The following is a 19,453-nucleotide window of genomic DNA, read 5'->3' on the forward strand; positions in this document are numbered from 1 at the left end:
ATGGCGCAGGCATGGCGCTGCCCAGCGGTGCGTACGCGTCATGGCGGGTTGCAGCCACGCCTTGAGCTGGGCAAAGCCGTAACACCGGGCCCGCCCCGACGCGGCTCACTGAAACGCCCGCCGCCGTGCACCGCGCCGCCCGCGGGCCGGCCGTTATCCCGCGACGTCACCCCCCGCGTTCGTTCCGGCATCCGCGTCGCCGCGCGCCGCATCGGCGCGACAGCGTCCGTGCCGTATCGGGGGCGTCGATTCCTGGGCTGGAGCCGCGGGCGCCCTCGACAGGGGCGCGACGCCGCCTGTCCGCGGCATTGGAACGGGAGCGCTGCGACAGCCGCTCGGCCACGGGGCTGGCGGCGCGCCGAGCCCGCGTCGCGCCCGAAGCGGCCGAAAAAAAGAGCCGCCCCGAAACCCCGACGGGGCGGCCAATCCGCCGCACAACAACGATTCAGTGCCGGGCTTCCGGCGGGCGCCGCCCCGCCGTCGGCTCAGGCCCGGAGTTCGGGAAAATCGCTCTCCGCGTACCCGTGCTCGCCGTGGTTGCGCTCAGCGGCGTGCGCGCGCAGCTCGACCCGGCGAATCTTGCCGGAAATGGTCTTGGGCAGTTCCGCGAACTCGAGCTCACGGATGCGCTGATAGGGCGCCATCCGCTCCCGGGAGAAGGCGAACAGCGCCTTCGCCGCCTCGCTGCCGGGTTCGTGGCCGCGGCGCAGGACGATGTAGGCCTTGGGCACCGACAGCTTCATCTCGTCCGGCGCCGGCACCACCGCGGCCTCGGCCACGGATTCGTGTTCGATGAGGATGGACTCCAGCTCGAACGGGCTGATGCGGTAGTCCGAACTCTTGAACACGTCGTCCGCGCGGCCGACGTACCAGTAGTAGCCGTCGGCATCGCGACGGGCGACGTCGCCGGTGCGGTAGTAGCCGTCGTGCAGGGCCTTGGCCATGCGTTCCGGGTCGTCGCGGTATTCCTGCATCAGCCCGAGCGGCCGGGTGTGGCGGACGTCGATCGCGATCTCGCCCTCGTCGTGCTCCTGATCGAAGGGATCGAGCAGCGCGATGCGATAGCCCGGCAGGGGCCGCCCCATGGAGCCCGGCTTCATCTCCTGGCCGGGCGAGTTGCCGATCTGGGCCGTGGTCTCGGTCTGGCCGTAGCCGTCGCGGATCGACAGCCCCCAGAGCCTGCCCACGCGGTCGATGACTTCCGGATTGAGCGGCTCGCCCGCGCCGACCAGGCTTTTCAGGCTCACGTCGTAGGCGGACAGGTCCTCCTGGATGAGCAACCGCCAGACGGTGGGCGGGGCGCACAGGCTGGTCACGCCCTTGTCGGCGATCACCTGCAGGGCCTCGGGCGCGGAAAAGCGGGGTGTGCGATAGACGAACACCGTGCAGCCGGCGTCCCAGGGCGCGAACAGGTTGGACCAGGCGTGCTTGGCCCAGCCGGGCGAACTGATGTTGAAGTGGATGTCGTCCGGCTGCAGGCCGAGCCAGTACATCGTCGACAGCGAACCCACGGGGTAACTCTGGTGGGTGTGCAGCACGAGCTTGGGCTGCGACGTGGTGCCCGAGGTGAAATAGAGCAGCAGCGGATCGGTCGCGCGGGTGACGCCTTCGGGCGTGAACCCGGTGTCTTCGGCATAGGCTTGCTCGAAGGCGGCCCATTCACCGACGGGCGCGCCGACGACGATCCGCGTCAGGCCGTCGGCCACCCCCTCGAACTTGGCCACGTGGGCCTCGGCGGCCACCACGTGCGTGACCCCGCCGCGGCCGAGCCGATCGCCCAGGTCCTTCTGCGAGAGCAGCGTGGTCGCCGGAATGACCACGGCACCGAGCTTGATCGTGGCCAGCATCGTCTCCCAAAGCTCGACGACGTTGTCGAGCATCAGCAGGATCGTGTCGCCGCGGGAGACGCCCTGGGCGCGCAGGAAGTTGGCGACCTGGTTGGACCGACGCCGCATGTCCTCGAAGCTGTAGCGCTCCTCGCTGCCATCGGCGTCGACCAGCCAGAGGGCGAGCCGATCGTTGTCGGCGGCGTAGTCGTCGAACCAGTCCAGCGCCCAGTTGAACGTGTCCAGCTTCGGCCATTCGAAGATCTCGTAGGCCTCGGTATAGTCTTCCCGCCGCTCCAGCAGCTGCTGCCGGACGGCCTTGAACGCGTCGACGGATGCCATCGTGGTGTCCTCCTGCGCGGGACGGCCGCCGGGGCGGCGCCCGCGTTGTTGTTGTGTCGGCGGTGCGAAGCCGCGCTAGGTCGTGCCCTGCCCCTTGAGCAGATTCATGATGCTGGAGAAATCGGCGCCGCCGTTGCCGGCCTGGCTGTGCATGGAATACAGGTTGCGCGCCATCGAGCCGAGCGGCGTGGACACGCCGTTGGCCACGCTGGAATCCATCGCCAGCCCGAGGTCCTTGAGCATGAGATCGACCCCGAAGCCGGGCTTGTAGCCGTTCGAGGCGGGGGCGTTGTCCATCACGCCGGGATAGGGGTTGTAGACGTTGAGCGTCCAGTTGCCGCCGGAGGCGTTCTTCATGATCTCGGAGACCACGGCCGGGTCCAGGCCGTTGGCCACGGCGAGGTTGAGCGCCTCCGAGGTGCCGGTCATGAGGATGCCCAGCAGCATGTTGTTGCACATCTTGGCGACCTGGCCGGCGCCGCCGGGCCCGGCGTGGAAATGCGCCTTGCCCATGACCTCGAACAGCGGCGTGGCGCGTTCCACACCCGCCGCCTCGCCGCCCACCATGAAGGTCAGCCCGCCGGCCTTGGCGCCGTTCACGCCACCCGAGACCGGCGCGTCGAGCATCGCGATGCCGCGCTCGCCGGCGGCTCCGGCCACCCGGCGCGCGGTCTCGGCGTCGATGGTGCTGCAGTCGATGAGCAGGGTGTCGGCATCGGCCGCCGCCAGCAGATCGCCCTCGCCCAGATAGAGCGACTCCACCTGCGGCCCGGCCGGGAGCATGGTGATGACGAACTCGGCCTCGGCCGCTGCGGCCGCCGCGCTCTCGGCCACCCGCGCGCCCCGGGCCGCGGCGTCGGCGGTGGCCTGTTCGGCGAGATCGAACACGGTCAGCGTATAGCCCGCCTCGATCAGATTGGCGGCCATCGGCGCCCCCATGTTGCCCAGGCCGATGAATCCGACGGTGGCGCTCATGGCAGTCTCCTCTCGCAGTGTATTGGTGGTTCAGCCCGGCCCGTCGGCCGACAGATCGGCCAGCGGGTGCGGGCCGCCATAGTCGTCGGGCAGCCGGAAGTGTGCGTCCACGTCGGCTTCGCGAACGTCCGCCAGCCGCGCCGGCGACCAGGCCGGCTGCTTGTCCTTGTCCACGAGCAGCGCACGGATGCCCTCGGCCAGATCCGGCCGCCGGCCACAGGCCACGGCCATGGCGTAGTCGCGCTGCAGTACGGTCTCGATGGCGGCGCGCGGATCGCCGGCGAGCTGGCGATGCACCACCGCCAGCGAGGTCGGCGAGGCGCCGGCGATCGCCCGGACACCGTGCTCGAAGAAGGCGTCCTGATTGGCGGCGGCCTGCAGGCCCTGGACGAACGCGGCCGCGTCGGCGGCATCGTCGAGCCCGGCGATGGTGGCCTGGCGCTCGAACAGCGGCGATTCGCGGCGCTCGGTCGCCGCCGTGTCGCCGTCCTCGAAGCGACGCAGCAGCTGGGCAAGACGGGCGTCGTCGGCGGCGCGTTCGCCGCTCCAGCGCAGCGTCGTCAGGGCCTCGAACACCGCCTCGCGATCGTCGCCGTCGAGCCGGAAGTCGGCCATGTTCAACCACAGCGCGTCGCCGGCGCGCATGGGCGTGGTCGTCATGCCCAGGAAACGCCCGATGCCGCCCGGCATGCGGCCCAGGAACCAGCTCGCACCGACGTCCGGGAACAGGCCGATGGTGACCTCGGGCATGGCGATGCGGCTGGCTTCGGTGACCACCCGGTGGCTGGCGCCGGCCATCAGGCCGAGGCCGCCGCCCATGACGATGCCATGGCCCCAGCACAGCACCGGCTTGGGGAACCGATGCACGCTGTGATCGAGCCGATACTCCGCCGCGAAGAAACCCTCCGCGTCGGCGCTGGGCGCCCCGTCGGCCGCCCGCAGCGCGGCGTGAATGCCGATGACGTCGCCGCCGGCGCAGAAGGCCTTCTCGCCGGCACCGTGCAGCACCACCGCGGCGACATCGTCGCGGCGGGCCCATTCGGCCAGCTTGGGCTGCAGGATCGCGATCATCGCCTGCGACAGGGAGTTCAGCGCCCGCTCGGCGTTGAGACAGGCGAAGGCCACCGTGTGGCCGTCGCCGGCGGGGCGCTCTTCGATGAGCACGGGTGCGTCGGTCGTCGTCATGACGGACGCGTCCAGACCGGATCGCGCTTGTCGAAGAACGCGCTCACGCCCTCGTTCGGATCGTTTGTCTCGAACAGGGCGGCGAAGGCTTCGCTCTCGCGGGCGTGGCCGGTCTCCAGCGCGCTCAGGCGCGTGCCGTCGATCAACCGCTTGGAGGCGGCCACGGCCCGCGGGCTCTGGCGCGCCGCGCGCTCGGTCAGCGCCATGGCGGCGTCGAAGGCGCCGCCGCGGGGCACTACCTCCTCGACCAGACGGATGCGCTGGGCGGTCTCGGCGTCGACGTGCTCGCCGCAGAGAATCATGCGCTTGGCCCAGCCCTCGCCCACCAGCCAGGGCAGCCGCTGGGTGCCGCCGCCGCAGGGCAGCAGGCCGACCCGCGCCTCCGGCAGGCCGAGCTGGGCGTGCTCCTCGCAGATGCGCACGTCGCAGGCGAGCGCGAATTCCAGCCCGGCGCCCAGGCAATAGCCGTTGATGGCGGCCACGGTCAGGCCGCGGAAACGGGCCACGCGGGCCACCGCCGCGGCCAGCAGCCGTGCCAGTTCGCGCGCGCCGGCACGATCGGCGTTGCGGAACATTTCCAGGTCGTCGCCGGCCGAAAAGTATTGATCACCGGCGCCGGTGATCACGATCGCGTCGATCGCACGATCCTGCTCGATACGGGCCAGCCGGCCCTCGAGCCCGGACAGCGCGGTCACGGACAGGGTGTTGGCCGGCGGATGGTCGAGCGTGAGAATCGCGATCCGGCCGCGCGTCTCGATGGTGGGTTCGCCGTTACTCATCGAAGTCGGTCTCCGTTGTCGTCCGCCAGTACGCGGCGGGCGATGATCAGTCGCATGATTTCGTTGGTCCCCTCGAGAATCTGGTGCACGCGCACGTCGCGCACGTGCCGCTCGAGCGGGTACTCGCGAATATAGCCGTAGCCGCCGTGGATCTGCAGCGCGGTGTTGCAGACATCGAAACAGCGGTCCGTGGCCAGGCGCTTGGCCATGGCGCAGAAGGCGGTCGCCTCGGGGTGGCCTTCGTCGAGCCTGGATGCCGCCAGCCACACCATCTGGCGGGCGGCGATCAGCTCGGTGGCCATGTCGGCGAGCTTGAACTGCAGCGCCTGGAAATCCGCGAGCCGGCGGCCGAACTGTTCGCGCTCGCCCAGATAGGCCCGCGCCGCGTCGAGCGCGGCCTGGGCGGTGCCGAGCGAGCAGGCGGCGATGTTGATGCGGCCGCCGTCCAGCCCCTTCATGGCGATGGCGAACCCCTCGCCTTCGGCCCCGAGCCGGTTGGCCGCAGGCACGCGCACACCGTCGAAGGTGATCGTGCGCGTGGCCTGGCTGTTCCAGCCCATCTTGGCTTCCTTGCGGCCGTAGCCGATGCCCTCGGCGTCGGCCGGCACCGCGAACGTACTGATGCCGCCTGCCCCGGCCTCGCCGGTGCGGGCCATGACCACCAGCAGATCGGTATCGCCCGCGCCGGAGATGAAGCATTTGCTGCCGGTGAGCACGTAGTCGTCGCCGTCGCGCACCGCCTTGGTCTTCAGGGCGGCCGCGTCGGAACCGGCACCCGGTTCGGTGAGGCAGTAGGAGGCGAGTTTCGTGCCCGCGGCGAGCTCGCCGCACCATAGATCGCGCACGTCATCGCCGCCGAAGGTGGCCACCATCCAGGTGGCCATGTTGTGGATGCTGATATAGGCCGCAGTGGAGGTGCAGCCGCCGGCCAGCGCCTCGAATATGAGGGCGCTGTCGAGCCGGGCCAGCCCGAGCCCGCCCTGGTCCTCCGGCGTGTAGAGGCCGCAGAAACCGAGCTCGCCGGCCCGGGCGATGACCTCGCGAGGGAAGATCGCCTCCGCATCCCAGCGCGCCGCCTCGGGGGCGAGCGCCTCGCGGGCGAAATCCTGCGCGGCCTCCTGCAGTGCGCGCTGGGTCTCGTCCAGGTCGAAGTTCATCGTGGACCGCCGCCGACGTCCGTCATTTCATGTTGATCGTCATGTTCGGGCCGTCCGGCACGTCGGTCTCCGGCCAGCGCGAGAGCACCGTCTTGGTCTCGGTGTAGAAACGCACCGCCTGCTTGCCGTAGGCGTGCAGATCGCCGAAGAAGGAATGCTTGGACCCCGTGAACGAGAAGAACGGCGCCGGCACCGGGATCGGCACGTTGATGCCGACCTGCCCGACCTCGGTCTCGTGCTGATACTTGCGGGCCGCGGCGCCCGAGCGCGTGAAGATGGAGGTGCCGTTGCCGTAGGGGTTGGCGTTGACCAGCTCGATCGCTTCCTCGAGCGTGTCGACGTGGATCACGCACAGCGCCGGTCCGAAGATCTCCTCCTGATAGACGCGCATCCCGGTGGTGACGTTGTCGAACAGCGTCGGCCCGACCCAGTTGCCGTCGGGATAACCCTCGACCACGCAGTCGGCGCCGTCCAGACGCACGTCGGCGCCCTCGACGGCCGCGCCGCGGATGATCTCGCGCACGCGATCACGCGCCTTGCGGTTGATCAGCGGCCCGTAGGCGGCGCCGTCGTCCCCGGGCGCGCCCGGGCGGATGTCGGCCAGCGCGGCCTCGATGTCGTCGACCCAGTCGCGGGTGGCCTCGCCCACGAGCACGGCCACCGAGATCGCCATGCAGCGCTGCCCCGCCGCACCGCAGGACGAGCCCACGAGCGCGGAGACGACCTGCGCCTTGTCGGCGTCCGGCATGACGATCATGTGGTTCTTGGCGCCGGCCATCGCCTGGACGCGCTTGAGGTTGTCGGTGCCGCGGCGATAGACGTGCTCGGCCACCGGCACCGAGCCGACGAAGGACACCGCCCGGACGTCCGGATGATCGAGCAGGAAATCCACCTGGCGCTTGTCGCCGTGCAGCACCTGCAGCAGGCCCTTCGGAAAGCCGGCTTGCGCGAACAGCTCGGTGAGCATGGTGGGCGTGAGCGGGTCCTGCTCGGAGGGCTTGAGAATGAAGGCGTTGCCGCAGGCCACCGCCAGCGGATACATCCACAGCGGAATCATCGCCGGGAAGTTGAACGGGGTGATGCCGGCACAGACGCCGATCGGGTGAACGTAGCTGTGAGTGTCGATGTTGCGGGCCACGTTCTCGGTGGTCTCGCCCATCATGTGGGTGGTCATGCCGCAGCCGTGCTCGACCACCTCGATGCCGCGCCAGACGTCGCCCATGGCGTCGGCGAAGGTCTTGCCGGTCTCCTCCGAGAGCACCGCAGCGATGGCTTGCTGGTGTTCCTTGAGCAGCGCCTGGTAGCGGAACAGATAGCGCACGCGCTCGATCGTGGGCACGTCGCGCCATTCGCGGAACGCGGCCCGGGCCGACGCCACCGCCCGCGTCATCTCGTCGTCGGTGGCCACCGGCACCTGCGCGATCACGTCCTGCGTCGCGGGGTTGGTCAGCTCGATCCAGTCCGAGGTCTGGCTGTCGACGAATTCACCGTCGATGAAAAGCGGCACCGTGCCCGCGCTGCGGATACGGTCGATCTGGCTGTCACTCATGAAGACTCGCTCGTTGTTGCAATCAAAGGCCTGCCCGCCGACACGCAGGCCGGCGGGCATCGGGCGGCGGCCGCGCTACTCGGCCACGCGCGGGCAGCCGGATTCGGCCAGCGAGGCGTAGGCGCGGTCGCCGGGAATCGTGCGTTCGATGGTGGCCAGGTCCCACCGCCCCTCGGACTCGGACGGCTGCTTGGCCTTGAGCAGATACATGTCGTGCTCGAGCAGGCCGTCGTCGCGGATCGTGCCGCCCTGGGCGAAGAAGTCGTCGATCGGCTTGTTGCCCATGGCCTCGCGTACCGCATCACTCTCGTCGGTGCCCGCCGCTTCGACCGCTTTCAGATAGGCCATGGTCGCGGAATAGAGCGCGGCGTGCGGGGAGGTCGGCGTGGTGCCGCCGTTGTCGAGATAGCGCTCGGTCCACTCGCGCGAGTCCTCGTCCCGATCCCAGTACCAGCCGGTGGTGAACTGCAGCCCGGCCGTCGTGTCCAGGCCGAGGCTCTGGATGTCGGACAGCAGCACGAGCATGCCGGCCAGCTGCTGGCCGCCCGAGACGATGCCGAACTCGTTGGCCTGCTTGACCGCGTTGGTGGTGTCCTGACCGGCGTTGGCGAGCCCGATCACCTGCGCGCCCGAACTCTGGGCCTGCAGCAGATAGGACGAGAAGTCGTTGGTGTTCAACGGCGCGTTCACCGAACCGACGACGCTGCCACCCAGTTCCTCGACCACGGCCCGGGTGTTCTTTTCGAGCGAATGCCCGAAGGCATAGTCGGCGGTGATGAAGAACCACTTCTTGCCGCCGTTCTTGACGATGGCCGTGGCCGTGCCGACCGGCAGGGCATGGGTGTCGTAGCCGTAGTGGATGCCGTACTCGGTGCAGGACGCGCCGGTGAGCTCGGAGGTGGCCGAGCCGGTGTTGATGGTGATGATGCCCTTCTCGGAGGCCAGATTCTGGACCGCCAGCCCGACCGCGCTGTTGGTCAGATCCATGATGACGTCGACGCCGTCACGATCGATCCAGGCGCGCGCCGTGGCCGAGGCGACATCGGCCTTGTTCTGGTGGTCCGCCGAGACCACCTCGATCGGCTTGCCGAGGACCTCGCCGCCGAAGTCCTCCGCCGCCATCTCCACCGCGGCGACCGCGCCGTCGCCGGAGAAGCCGCTGGAATACACGCCCGACATGTCGCCGAGCACCCCGAGCTTGACCTGACCGTCGTCGTTGCCCGCGGCCTGCGCCGGCAGCCCGACCCCGACCGCCGCCGCCATGACGCACCCTGCCAGTACACGTTGCACGCTGACCATCGCGAACCTCCTCGCACCGTTGTTTTTATGTTGTTGGTTGCACAATGCAGCACGCCGTGTTCGGCGGCCCATTCAACTTTGGTGGAACAGCCGGCTCCGCGGCGTTCGGCGGACGCGTCACCGCGACAATCGACCGCCGTCGCGGCGGTGTCGCCGCCGTTCAGAAGACCTGCCACGGCGTGCCGATCACGGCCGCGCCCCGGCGGTCGAAACGGCCGAATCCACGATGGCGGAGGCCGATGCCCGGCGCCCGCACGCAGCGCCGAGCGGGCCGCGAGACAGACCCCGCCCGCGCGAAGCGAAGCCCTCTGAAACAGGCGGGCCCCGATCGCCGGCACACCGGCCCTTCGCCGCACAGGCCGCACCCGACCGACCGTTTCCGCGCCCCGCTCGCGCGTCGCAGCGCGGCGGCACCCGGCGGGCTCCGTCGAGCCGCGATGCGACCGGCGCGACCGCCCGGCCCGGCATGCCGCCGACGGCGACCGGCTCCGCCGCAGCAGCCCGCGGTGCCAAAACGCCCCGCTTCCCGGCCTGGCGCCGAACGAGCGCGGCCGCGTCGCTCTGCCCGATGACGCGTGGATGCGCGAGCGCCGCCGCCAGCCCGCCATCGCCGTGGCCGATTGCCCCGCCCCGCTCGCGTGGACCGTCCTCGAGGACGCGCGCGAGGCCGGCCTGCGGCATCCCGGACAGCACCTCCGCCGTCCGCGGGCCGGGGCGCCGTACCGACATCGCCCCGGGCGGCGCCCGCGTAACATGGACGCATCCGGTGACGGCCGCCCGCCTTCCGGCCCCACTCCGGCACGGGCACGGCGGCCGTCACCCCGTCCGACCGACACGGAGACACGGATGAGCGCATCGATCCCGGATTTCGAGCACGCCCGGCTGACCTGCGACGACCGCGGCGTCTACACGCTGACGATCGTCGATGCCGGCGCCCTGAACATTCTCGGCACGCCGGTGCTGCGCGGGCTGACCGACGCGCTGCAGTGGCTGGCCGGACGCACCGATCCGCGCGTGCTGATCCTGCGCGGCAGCGGCGAGCGCGCCTTCGTCGCCGGCGCCAACATCCACGAGATGGCCGCACTGGCGCCGGATTCCGCGCGGGCCTTCATCACCCGCGTGCGTGCGCTGTGCGATGCGGTTCGGGCGCTGCCGGTGCCCGTGATCGCCCGGGTGCCGGGCCACTGCCTCGGCGCCGGCATGGAGCTGGCCGCGGCCTGCGACATCCGGCTGGCCGCGAGCGCCGCCCGGGTCGGCATGCCCGAAGTGCGCGTCGGCCTGCCCTCGGTGGTGCACGCCGCGCTGCTGCCGGGCCTGATCGGCCAGGGCGCCAGCGACTGGCTGACGCTGACCGGCGAGACGGTCGACGCCGAGCAGGCCCGGACCTGGGGATTCTTCCAGTTCGTCGCGGAGGCGCAGGAGCTGGACGCCCTCGTCGAACAGAGCGCAGCCGCGATCGTCGCCGCCGGGGCGCGGGCGGTCGGCGCCCAGAAGCGGCTGAACCAGCACTGGGCCGATGCCGATCTCGAGACCGCGCTCGATCACAGCGTGTCGGTCTTCGGCGCGGCCTTCGAGACCGACGAGCCGGCGCGCTGCATGGCGCCGTTTCTGCGCCGGCGGGACGGGTGATCGCAACATTGCCGCGCCCTACGCTGCGCGGCCGGGTCGGCGCGCCGCTGGCCATCGCGCTGAGCTATGCGGTGTTCGCCCTGCCGGCCGCACCCGCCGCGCCGACGGCCTATATCGGCCTGCCGATCGAGCTGGCGCTGCTCGTGCTCGCGGTCCTGATCATGCCGGCGCCGCTGGCCCGGGCGACGCGCCTGGGGGCGACGCTGGCCGTGGGCCTGCTGCTGCTGTTCAAGCTGGTCGATCTCGCGACCCGGCTGGCCATCGGCCGCAGCTTCAACCCGGCGCTGGACGCCGCCCTGCCCGGTTTCGGCTGGAACGTGCTCTCGCGGGCGCTCGGCCCGGGCGTGGCCGCGCTGCTGCTGGCCGCGATCGCACTGCTGTTCCTCGGTCTTCTCTGGCTAATCGCGGCCGGGCTGCGCGGGCTGCAGGACTGGCCGCGACCACGGCGTCGGGCCGCCGCGATCGCGAGCGCCGGCCTCGCGGTCGCGGGCGCACTCCTGCTGCTGGCGCCCGCAGCCGCGCGAGCGCCGCTGGCGAGCATCGACAACAGCCGCCTGCTGCTGGCCCGGGTGACCGAGACCCAGCGCGCGCTGCGCGATCTCGCCGTCTTCCGCACGCGCCTGGCCAGGGGACCGGCAACCGCCGACGACGGCGCCGATTTCGGCCCGCTGGCGGGCAAAAACGTGCTGTTCGTGTTCGTCGAGTCCTATGGCCGCACCGTGTTCGAGCGGCCGCGCTATGCGGACACGATCGGCCCGCGGCTGGCCGCATTCGAACGCCGGCTCGCCGACGCCGGCTTCGGCGCGCGCAGCGGCTGGCTGACCTCGCCGACCGTGGGCGGCCAGAGCTGGCTCGCCCACGGCACGCTGTTCTCGGGGCTGTGGGTGGACAACCAGGCGCGCTACGAGCAGCTGGTGGCCAGCGAGCGCGTCTCGCTCAACCGTCGTTTCCGGGCGGCGGGCTGGCGAACGGTCGCGGTCATGCCCGCCATCACCCGGGCCTGGCCCGAGGGCGAGTGGTTCGGCTACGACCGCGTCTACGGCGTCGACGATCTGGGCTATGAAGGCCGGCCCTTCAACTGGGTGACCATGCCGGACCAGTACACCCTGGCCGCACTCCAGCGCCGCGAGCTCGCCCGCGGCGACGACGACCCGGTGATGGCCGAAGTCGCGCTCATCTCCAGCCACGCGCCGTGGACGCCGATTCCGCCGCTGCTGGACTGGTCGGCGGTGGGCGACGGCCAGGTGTTCGACGCCTACGCCGACGCCGGCGATCCGCCATCGGTGGTCTGGCAGGACAACGAGCGCGTGCGCGCCCAGTACCGCAAGGCCATCGACTACGCGCTGGCGACGCTGGCCTCCTTCGTCGAGACCTACGGCCACGAGGATCTGGTGCTGGTGATCCTCGGCGATCATCAGCCCGCGCCGCTGGTCACCGGCGACGCGGCGACCCGGGACGTGCCCGTGCATCTGATCGCCGCGGACGCCGACGTGCTGTCGGCGATCGACGGCTGGCAGTGGGCGCGGGGCATGCGGCCGGGCGCGACGACCCCGGTCTGGCGCATGGACGCCTTCCGCGACCGTTTCCTCGACGCCTTCGAGTCCGGCGACCGCACGGCCCGATAGACGACCGTCGGCGCCGCGGCCGCTCGCCCGGCGCCGGGCCGAACCCGTAGCTGCCGGGCCGGGCGGCGGCCGGCCCGGCGTCCGCTAGCCGCTCTCCAGGGTCACCAGCAGATCGCCCGCCGCGACGGTGACGCCGCTGGAGACGTGCAGCTCGGCGACCCGGCCGGCGTGCGGCGCCGAGATGGTGGTCTCCATCTTCATCGCCTCCAGCCCGAGCAGCGCCTCGCCGGCGGCGACCTCCTGGCCGACCTGCACGGCGGTATGCACCACCATGCCGGGCATGGGCGCGCCGACGTGATCGGGATTGGCCTTGTCCGCCTTGGGATGGGCCGCGGCGGCATCGCTGCCGGCCTTGGCGATGCGGATCGGCCGCGGCTGGCCGTTGAGCTCGAAGAACAGCCGCACGATGCCGGCCTCGTCGGCCTCGGCCTGCCCCTGCAGGCTGATGATCAGCCGCTTGCCGGTCTCGATGTCGACGTGGGTCTCCTCCTCGCCGCGCAGGCCGTAGAAGAAGACCTGGGTCGACAGGCCGCTGACGTCGCCGTAGCGCTGCCGGTGCGCGACGTAGTCGGCGAAGACCTTCGGATACATCAGATGCGAGGCCAGTTCCGCGTCCGAGAGCTCGGCGCCGAGCGCGGCTTCCGCGGCCTGCTTCTCCGCGGCCAGGTCCACGGGCTCGAGCAGTGCGCCCGGCCGGTCGGTCAGCGGCGGTTCGCCGCGCAGCACCTTGGCCTGCAGATCCTTCGGGAAGCCGTCGGCCGGAAAGCCGAGCTCGCCCTTGAACAGCGCGACGACCGAATCGGGAAAGTCGATATCGACGTTCGGGTCGGCGATCTCCGCGGCGGTGCGATCATTGGAGACCATGTGCAGGGCCATGTCGCCGACCACCTTGGAGGTCGGCGTGACCTTCACGATGTCGCCGAACAGCTGGTTCACCTCGGCATAGGCCTTCGCGATCTCGGGCCAGCGCTCGGCCAGGCCCAGCGCGCGGGCCTGCTCGCGCAGATTGGTGTACTGCCCGCCCGGCATCTCGTGGCGATAGACGTCGGCCGTGCCCGAGCGCACGTTGGCCTCGAACGGCGCGTAGACGCTGCGCACGCCCTCCCAGTAGTCGGACAGCGACTGCATGCTTGCACGGTCGAGGCCCGGATCGCGCTCGGTGTGTTCGAGCGCGGCTGCCATCGAGCCGAGATTCGGCTGCGAGGTCAGCCCGCTCATCGAATCCAGCGCGCCGTCGATGGCGTCCACGCCCGCCTCGACCGCGGCCAGCAGCGTGGAGGCCGCGATGCCGGAGGTGTCGTGGGTGTGGAAGTGGATCGGCAGACTGATCTCTTCCTTGAGCGCCCGCACGAGCTCGCGCGCCGCCTTCGGCCGGCAGATCCCGGCCATGTCCTTGATGCCCAGCACGTGGGCCCCGGCGGCCTCCAGCGCCTTCGCCTTGTCGACGTAGTACTTGAGGTTGTATTTCGGCCGGCCTTCGTCGAACAGATCGCCGGTGTAGCAGATCGCGGCCTCGCAGACGGCGCCGGCCTCGATGACCGCGTCCATGGCCACGCGCATGTTGTCGACCCCGTTGAGCGAGTCGAACACGCGGAAGATATCGATGCCGTTTTCCGCCGCCTGGGCCACGAAATAGCGCACGACGTTGTCGGGATAGTTGGTGTAGCCGACCGCGTTGGAGGCCCGCAGCAGCATCTGCAGCGGGATGTTGGGCGCGGCTTCGCGGATGCGGCGCAGCCGGTCCCAGGGGTCCTCCTTGAGAAAGCGCAGGGCGACATCGAAGGTCGCCCCGCCCCAGCATTCCAGCGACAGCAGCCCCGGCAGCAGACGCGCGTAGTGGGGCGCGACGGCGGCGATGTCGCGGGTGCGCATGCGGGTGGCCAGCAGCGACTGGTGGGCGTCGCGCATGGTGGTGTCGGTGAGCAGCACGCGTGGCTGGTCGCGCAGCCACTGGCCGAAGGCGGCCGGGCCACGCTCGAGCAGTTCGTCGCGGAGCCCGCGCGGCGGCGGCGCGGTCAGATCGCAGGCCGGCAGCGGCGCTTCGGGGAAGACGCCGCCGGGCACGCTGCGGCCTTCCATCTGCGGGTGGCCGTTGACGGTGACGTCGCCGATGTAGCGCAGCAGCCGCGTGGCCCGATCCTGGCGGGTCTTGAACTCGAACAGCTCCGGCGTGGTGTCGATGAAGCGCGTGGTGTACTCGGCCGCCGCGAACTTCGGGTGGCCGATGACGTTCTCGAGGAACTGCAGATTGGTCGACAGCCCACGAATGCGGAACTCGCGCAGCGCGCGATCCATGCGGGCGATGGTGGCGTCGACCGTGCGCGCCCAGGTCGTGACCTTGACCAGCAGCGAGTCGTAGTAGGGCGTGATCACCGCGCCGGTGTAGGCGGTGCCGCCGTCCAGACGCACGCCGAAACCGGCGGAACTGCGGTAGGCGGTCAAGCGGCCATGGTCAGGGGCGAAGCCGTTCTCGGGATCCTCCGTGGTCACGCGGCACTGGAGCGCGTGGCCGTCCATGGTGATGGCGTCCTGGCCCGGCAACGCCTCGTCGGCCCCGATGACGCCGCCCTCGGCGATGCGGATCTGCGCGCGCACGATGTCCACACCGGTGACTTCCTCGGTGACCGTGTGCTCGACCTGGATGCGCGGATTGACCTCGATGAAATAGAACGCGCCACTGTCCACGTCGAGCAGGAACTCCACCGTGCCCGCGCCGACGTAGCCCACCTCGCGGCACAGCCGCAGGGCCGCGTCGCACAGGCCCGCCCGGGTCTCGGCGTCCAGATAGGGCGCGGGCGCGCGCTCGACCACCTTCTGGTTGCGCCGCTGCACCGAGCAGTCGCGCTCGAACAGGTGCACGACGTTGCCATGGGCGTCGCCCAGGACCTGGACCTCGACGTGGCGGGCGCGCTCGATGAGCTTTTCCAGATAGACGGCGTCGTTGCCGAACGCCGAGCCCGCCTCGCTGCGCGCGGTGGCCACCTCGCCGAGCAGCGCGTCGGCGCCCTCCACCCGCCGCATGCCGCGGCCGCCGCCGCCCCAGCTGGCCTTGATCATGATCGGGAAACCGACGTCCGCCGCGGCGCGCTCGACCGCGGCGTCGTCATCCGGCAGCTCCTCCGAGGCCGGCACCACCGGCACCTGTGTGCGCTCGGCGGCATGCCGGGCCGAGACCTTGTCGCCGAAGGCCTCGAGCACCTCGGCCGGCGGCCCGATGAAGGTGATGCCGGCCTCGGCGCAGGCTCGCGCCAGCGCCGGATTCTCCGACAGAAAACCGTAGCCGGGGTGGATGGCATCCACGCCGGCGGCGCGGGCGATGTCGACGATGGTCTCGATGTCGAGATAGGCCGCGATGGGCTTTTCGCCCTCGCCGACCAGATAGCTTTCGTCCGCCTTGAAGCGGTGCAGGGCGAAGCGATCCTCCTGGGCATAGATCGCCACCGTGCGGATGCCCATCTCGTTGGCCGCGCGCATGACGCGAATGGCGATCTCGCCGCGGTTGGCGACGAGCAGCTTGTGTATCTTTTCCGGCATGAACTCCCCCGACACAACGTCGCTGCGTGCCAGCGTACGCTGCCACATGCGTTCTGTAACTGGATGCTGTTTACAGTATACGAAACGGCACGACAAGCGCCCGATCGCGCCCAAAAGAGCCCCGATGTCGCGAGGAGTAAAGACATCGGGGCAAGACGAGACATCGACACGACGCAGTTGCGCGGTCGCCGGCGGTCGAGCGGTCCCCTGACCGCCCGGCAACGCCTGAGTCCATGGCCGCCCGCCACGCGGATCGGACGCACGCGTCGCCGGTCACCAAGCAAACATCGACCCGCGCCGCGCGCCGCTCGACGCGGTACACAGCGATGGGCGCGATCGGCCGTCGGCGATCGCCCTTGGGCGCATACCGCCTGCGGTGGCGAACGCCATGCCGAGCGCCCCATGCAGACGAACGCTCAGCCGAAGGCGATACGCAGCGCCATCATCAGGCCCATGCCGAGGCCCACCGGCAGCCAGATCCGCCAGCCGGGCGACTCGACGGCCGCGCCGCCGGGCCCTTCCAGCGCCACGCATTCCAGGCCGACGTGCAGGAAGACGCCGGCGGCCAGCCCCTGACACACCGCGCCCACCGCGGCCGAGGGCGGCAGCACCCCGGCGGCCGTTGCCACCGGCACCGCCACGAGGCCCACCGCACAGGCCGGCAACGCGACGCCGGCCAGCGCCCCGCCCTGCGCGCGCAGGCGGCGGGCGATGGCGTAACCGGCCGGCAGTTTGTGCGCGACGATGACCGTGCCCAGCCACAGCCCGAGCTCGGGCATCTGCCCGTAGAGCATGCCGATGACCACGCCGGCGCCGGCCGAATGCACGGTCAGCGCGATCAGGCTGGATTCGCCCAGCGCACCCGGCCGCCAGGCGCGTTTCCGACAGGCCCGGTGCAGCGCAAGGCCGAACAGCAGGCCCAGCGCTACGCCCAGACCCGCCAGCGGCGGGTCCAGTTCGATCGCCGCCGGCAGCAGCAAAACACAGGCCGCCGCGATCATCGCGCCCCCGGCCACGCCGTCGAGGGCCTGCCATGCCGCACTCGAGCCCGTTGCTCGGTAACCAAGCGCGGCGCCGGCAGACATCGCGGCAAAGGCGGCCAGGGCGATAAGGGCGATCTTGCCGTATCCCGCCAGCGCGCCGAGCGCCACGACGCACATAAAGCTCACGCCAACCGCATGACCGGCGCCTCGACCGAGCGGGTCGGCCACGGCACCCGAACCGAAATGGCCCATGGCTAGCCTCCGAACGGCAGACGCACGGTCAGCCGGATATCACGCCCCGGCGACAGCGCATAACCCTTGTAGGTATCGAGAAACCCGCGGTAGTCCTCGTCGAGCAGGTTGTTGATCGCCAGGTCGAGATGCACGGTCTGGCCGGCGATCTGCGGTGAAAACCCGGCGCCGAGATCGACGAGATAGTAGTCGTCGGTCGAAGCCGAGCCGAACGGCGCCTCGTCGAACTGGGCGAACGGCTCGCCCGGCGCGGCGTCCTTCGACGCGTAATAGCTCAGCTTGACCGAGGCCCGCGGATCGCGCAGCCAGCCTTCGCTGGCGGGCGTGAAATCCGCGCCGAGACTGACGCTGTCGGCCGGCAGCAGCGGCAGTTCGTCGCCGTTGTCGCGGCGTTCACCGTCGACCGTCTCGCCGGTCAGCGACAGGGTGACGGCATCGCTCACATCGGCTTCGATCGACAACTCGGCGCCGATCAGCCGTGCATCGGTCTGGTCGTTCGCCAACACCGGCAGGCCGGCCATGGTTTCGCCGGTATCGCGCAGGAAGATGTAATTATCGATCGTATTACGATAGACGGTGGCCTTGGCCCGCACGGTGTCGGAGGCCCAGCGTAGTGACAGATCGGTATTCAGCGACGTTTCCTCTTCGAGGTTCGGATCGCCCACCTGGAATGCCGCGACGCCGCCGTGCTGGCCGGCTGCATACAGTTCGAACAGGCTCGGGGCACGAAAGCCGCGGCCGACGTTGGCCGCGACCGACAGCCGATCGGTGAGGCTGTAGATGCCGCCCAGCGAGCCGGTGACCACATCGTAGGACTGCTTGTCCGCATCGACCACGCTGGCCGAGGGGTTGGCCGTCTTGGACGCCTCGCCCTCGACCTTGTGATGGTCGTAGCGCAGCCCGGCCTGCAGCAGCAGATCGCCGATGCCCTTCTCCTCGAACGCGAAGATCGCAGCGTTGTCGACCGTGCCGCCCGGCGACAGCTGGGTGGTGCCGCGCGAGACCTGGTCCTTGGTCACGTATTCGATACCCACCGTGCCGCCGTCGAGTCCGAGCACCGGGCCGTGCTGGCCTTCCAGACGTGCCGTGTACTGATCGAATTCGATATCGATGGCGTTGTCGAAACCGGCCACGCGCGGCGTGCCGGCGGCGTTCGAGCGGCGACGGTTGTTCTGCCAGACCAGCTTGGGCTTCCAGGTGATGCTGCCAACCTGTTTCTCGCCGGCGAGCTCGATCTGTTCGTTGTCGATGTACTGGCCCACGCCTTCTTCGCCGGCCGCAGGCGCCAGATTGCCGGCCGGCGGCGGCAGCAGGAAGTTGTGTTCGTCGTTGAAGCGCGAATAGCGTGCGGTCCACTGGCCGCCGTCGTCGTCGCGATAGCCGAGCGCGAAGTCGCCGTTGACCTGGTCGAAGTCGGTATAGCCCAGCTTGCCGGTATAGGCCGGGGCATCCCTGAACCGTTCGGCCGGCGGCGGCGGGAAATAGGTCGGCTCGTCGGGGGTTTCGATATCGCCCGCGCTGCGGCGAATGATGCCGGCCGCATAGCCGAAGCGACCGTTGCCGCCGGTGGCCTTGATGCCGGTATCCCACTGGTCGTTGTTGGTGGAATAGCGGGTGAGCGTTTCGCCTTCGACCGGGGTATCCCAAGCGATCTCCGGCGGCAGCAGATTGATCGCGCCGCCCAGCGCGCTGGAGCCGTAGAGCACACTCGACGCGCCTCGTACGACTTCCACTCGATCGAGCAGGAAGGTGTCGGTGGTAGGCATATGGCGCACACCGAACTGCTGGTGATCCACGCCCACGCCGTTGGACAGGATCTTGATACGCTCGCCCGACAGGCCGCGGATGACCGGCTTGCCCACACTGTTGCCGGTGCTGATCGAATTCACACCGGCCAGCTCGTCGACCGCTTCGCCGAGGTTGGTCGCGCCCTGGGCTTCCATCGCATCGGAATCGACGATATCGACATCGGCGGCCTGCGACAGCGGGCTGCCGGGCAGCGGCGCGCCGGTGACCGAAATCGGGCCGAGCGCACGCGCCGTTGACGGCGCATCGAGGGCCCCGAGCGATTCCGCCGCGGAGCCATCCGCGTCCTGAGCTGCGGCATACGAATGAAATAACGTTGCAGCAACCAGGCCGGCAATGCCGACGTGGCGCCGGCGCGTAGGCGATGCCCCCATGAAATGTTCCCTTGGCGAGTGGCGGTCCTGAGACGCGATCTATATTGTTATATTATCACGTTTCAATCAAGCCTCGATCGCGGCGAACGCGCGCCACGCTCGAATAAGGGTTCGGGCAAGGTCCGGGCAGGGCCGGCA

The 19,453-nt window shown here is 70.2% G+C and carries 12 protein-coding genes; 2 read left to right on the plus strand and 10 right to left on the minus strand.

Translation table 11 applies throughout. From position 1 onward, the window contains the following. Positions 1–485: 485 nt before the first annotated feature. From SAHL_RS10455 to SAHL_RS10485, 7 genes are all read right to left on the minus strand, one after another. Complete coding sequence (locus tag SAHL_RS10455; RefSeq protein WP_123591358.1) at positions 486–2,168, minus strand: AMP-binding protein; 1,683 nt, start codon at positions 2,166–2,168, stop codon at positions 486–488. A gap of 75 nt (positions 2,169–2,243) precedes the next feature. Then, positions 2,244–3,143, minus strand: a complete 900-nt coding sequence (gene mmsB, locus SAHL_RS10460; RefSeq protein ID WP_123591359.1) for a 3-hydroxyisobutyrate dehydrogenase — start codon at positions 3,141–3,143, stop codon at positions 2,244–2,246. Positions 3,144–3,173: 30 nt separating this feature from the next. Then, positions 3,174–4,328, minus strand: a complete 1,155-nt coding sequence (locus tag SAHL_RS10465) for an enoyl-CoA hydratase/isomerase family protein (RefSeq protein WP_123591360.1) — start codon at positions 4,326–4,328, stop codon at positions 3,174–3,176. After that, complete coding sequence (locus SAHL_RS10470; protein WP_123591361.1) at positions 4,325–5,107, minus strand: enoyl-CoA hydratase; 783 nt, start codon at positions 5,105–5,107, stop codon at positions 4,325–4,327. Before SAHL_RS10470 ends, SAHL_RS10465 begins: the two co-directional genes overlap by 4 nt. After that, entirely contained in the window at positions 5,104–6,264 is a 1,161-nt protein-coding gene (locus SAHL_RS10475) for an acyl-CoA dehydrogenase family protein (protein WP_123591362.1), read from the minus strand. The genes SAHL_RS10470 and SAHL_RS10475 overlap by 4 nt, the downstream gene beginning before the upstream one ends. Before the next feature lie 22 nt (positions 6,265–6,286). Further along, positions 6,287–7,813: a CoA-acylating methylmalonate-semialdehyde dehydrogenase gene (locus SAHL_RS10480; protein ID WP_123591434.1), complete on the minus strand. Its 1,527-nt coding sequence runs from the start codon at positions 7,811–7,813 to the stop codon at positions 6,287–6,289. Between the two features lie 75 nt (positions 7,814–7,888). Next, on the minus strand, positions 7,889–9,112 hold the full coding sequence (locus SAHL_RS10485) for an ABC transporter substrate-binding protein (RefSeq protein ID WP_123591363.1): 1,224 nt from the start codon (positions 9,110–9,112) through the stop codon (positions 7,889–7,891). Between the two features lie 846 nt (positions 9,113–9,958). Here SAHL_RS10485 and SAHL_RS10495 point away from each other — a divergent pair. After that, complete coding sequence (locus SAHL_RS10495) at positions 9,959–10,741, plus strand: enoyl-CoA hydratase (protein WP_123591365.1); 783 nt, start codon at positions 9,959–9,961, stop codon at positions 10,739–10,741. Beyond that, positions 10,738–12,366: a sulfatase-like hydrolase/transferase gene (locus tag SAHL_RS10500; protein WP_148045543.1), complete on the plus strand. Its 1,629-nt coding sequence runs from the start codon at positions 10,738–10,740 to the stop codon at positions 12,364–12,366. Before SAHL_RS10495 ends, SAHL_RS10500 begins: the two co-directional genes overlap by 4 nt. 84 nt (positions 12,367–12,450) lie before the next feature. Here the strand turns inward: SAHL_RS10500 and SAHL_RS10505 are convergent, their stop codons facing one another. The 3 genes from SAHL_RS10505 to SAHL_RS10515 form a co-directional block, all read right to left on the minus strand. Further along, a complete protein-coding gene (locus tag SAHL_RS10505; RefSeq protein ID WP_123591435.1) occupies positions 12,451–15,900 on the minus strand; it encodes a pyruvate carboxylase in 3,450 nt (1,149 codons plus the stop codon). 416 nt (positions 15,901–16,316) lie between these two features. Continuing rightward, positions 16,317–17,135 carry a ZIP family metal transporter gene (locus SAHL_RS10510; RefSeq protein ID WP_123591367.1) on the minus strand — a complete coding sequence of 273 codons (819 nt, stop codon included), beginning with the start codon at positions 17,133–17,135 and terminating at the stop codon, positions 16,317–16,319. A gap of 2 nt (positions 17,136–17,137) precedes the next feature. Continuing rightward, positions 17,138–19,315 (minus strand): TonB-dependent receptor, encoded by a 2,178-nt coding sequence (locus SAHL_RS10515; protein ID WP_123591368.1) that lies wholly within the window; start codon positions 19,313–19,315, stop codon positions 17,138–17,140. Positions 19,316–19,453 lie beyond the last annotated feature (138 nt).

It is taken from the genome of Salinisphaera orenii subsp. halophila YIM 95161 (genome assembly GCF_003732545.1).
Lineage (GTDB): Bacteria > Pseudomonadota > Gammaproteobacteria > Nevskiales > Salinisphaeraceae > Salinisphaera > Salinisphaera orenii_A.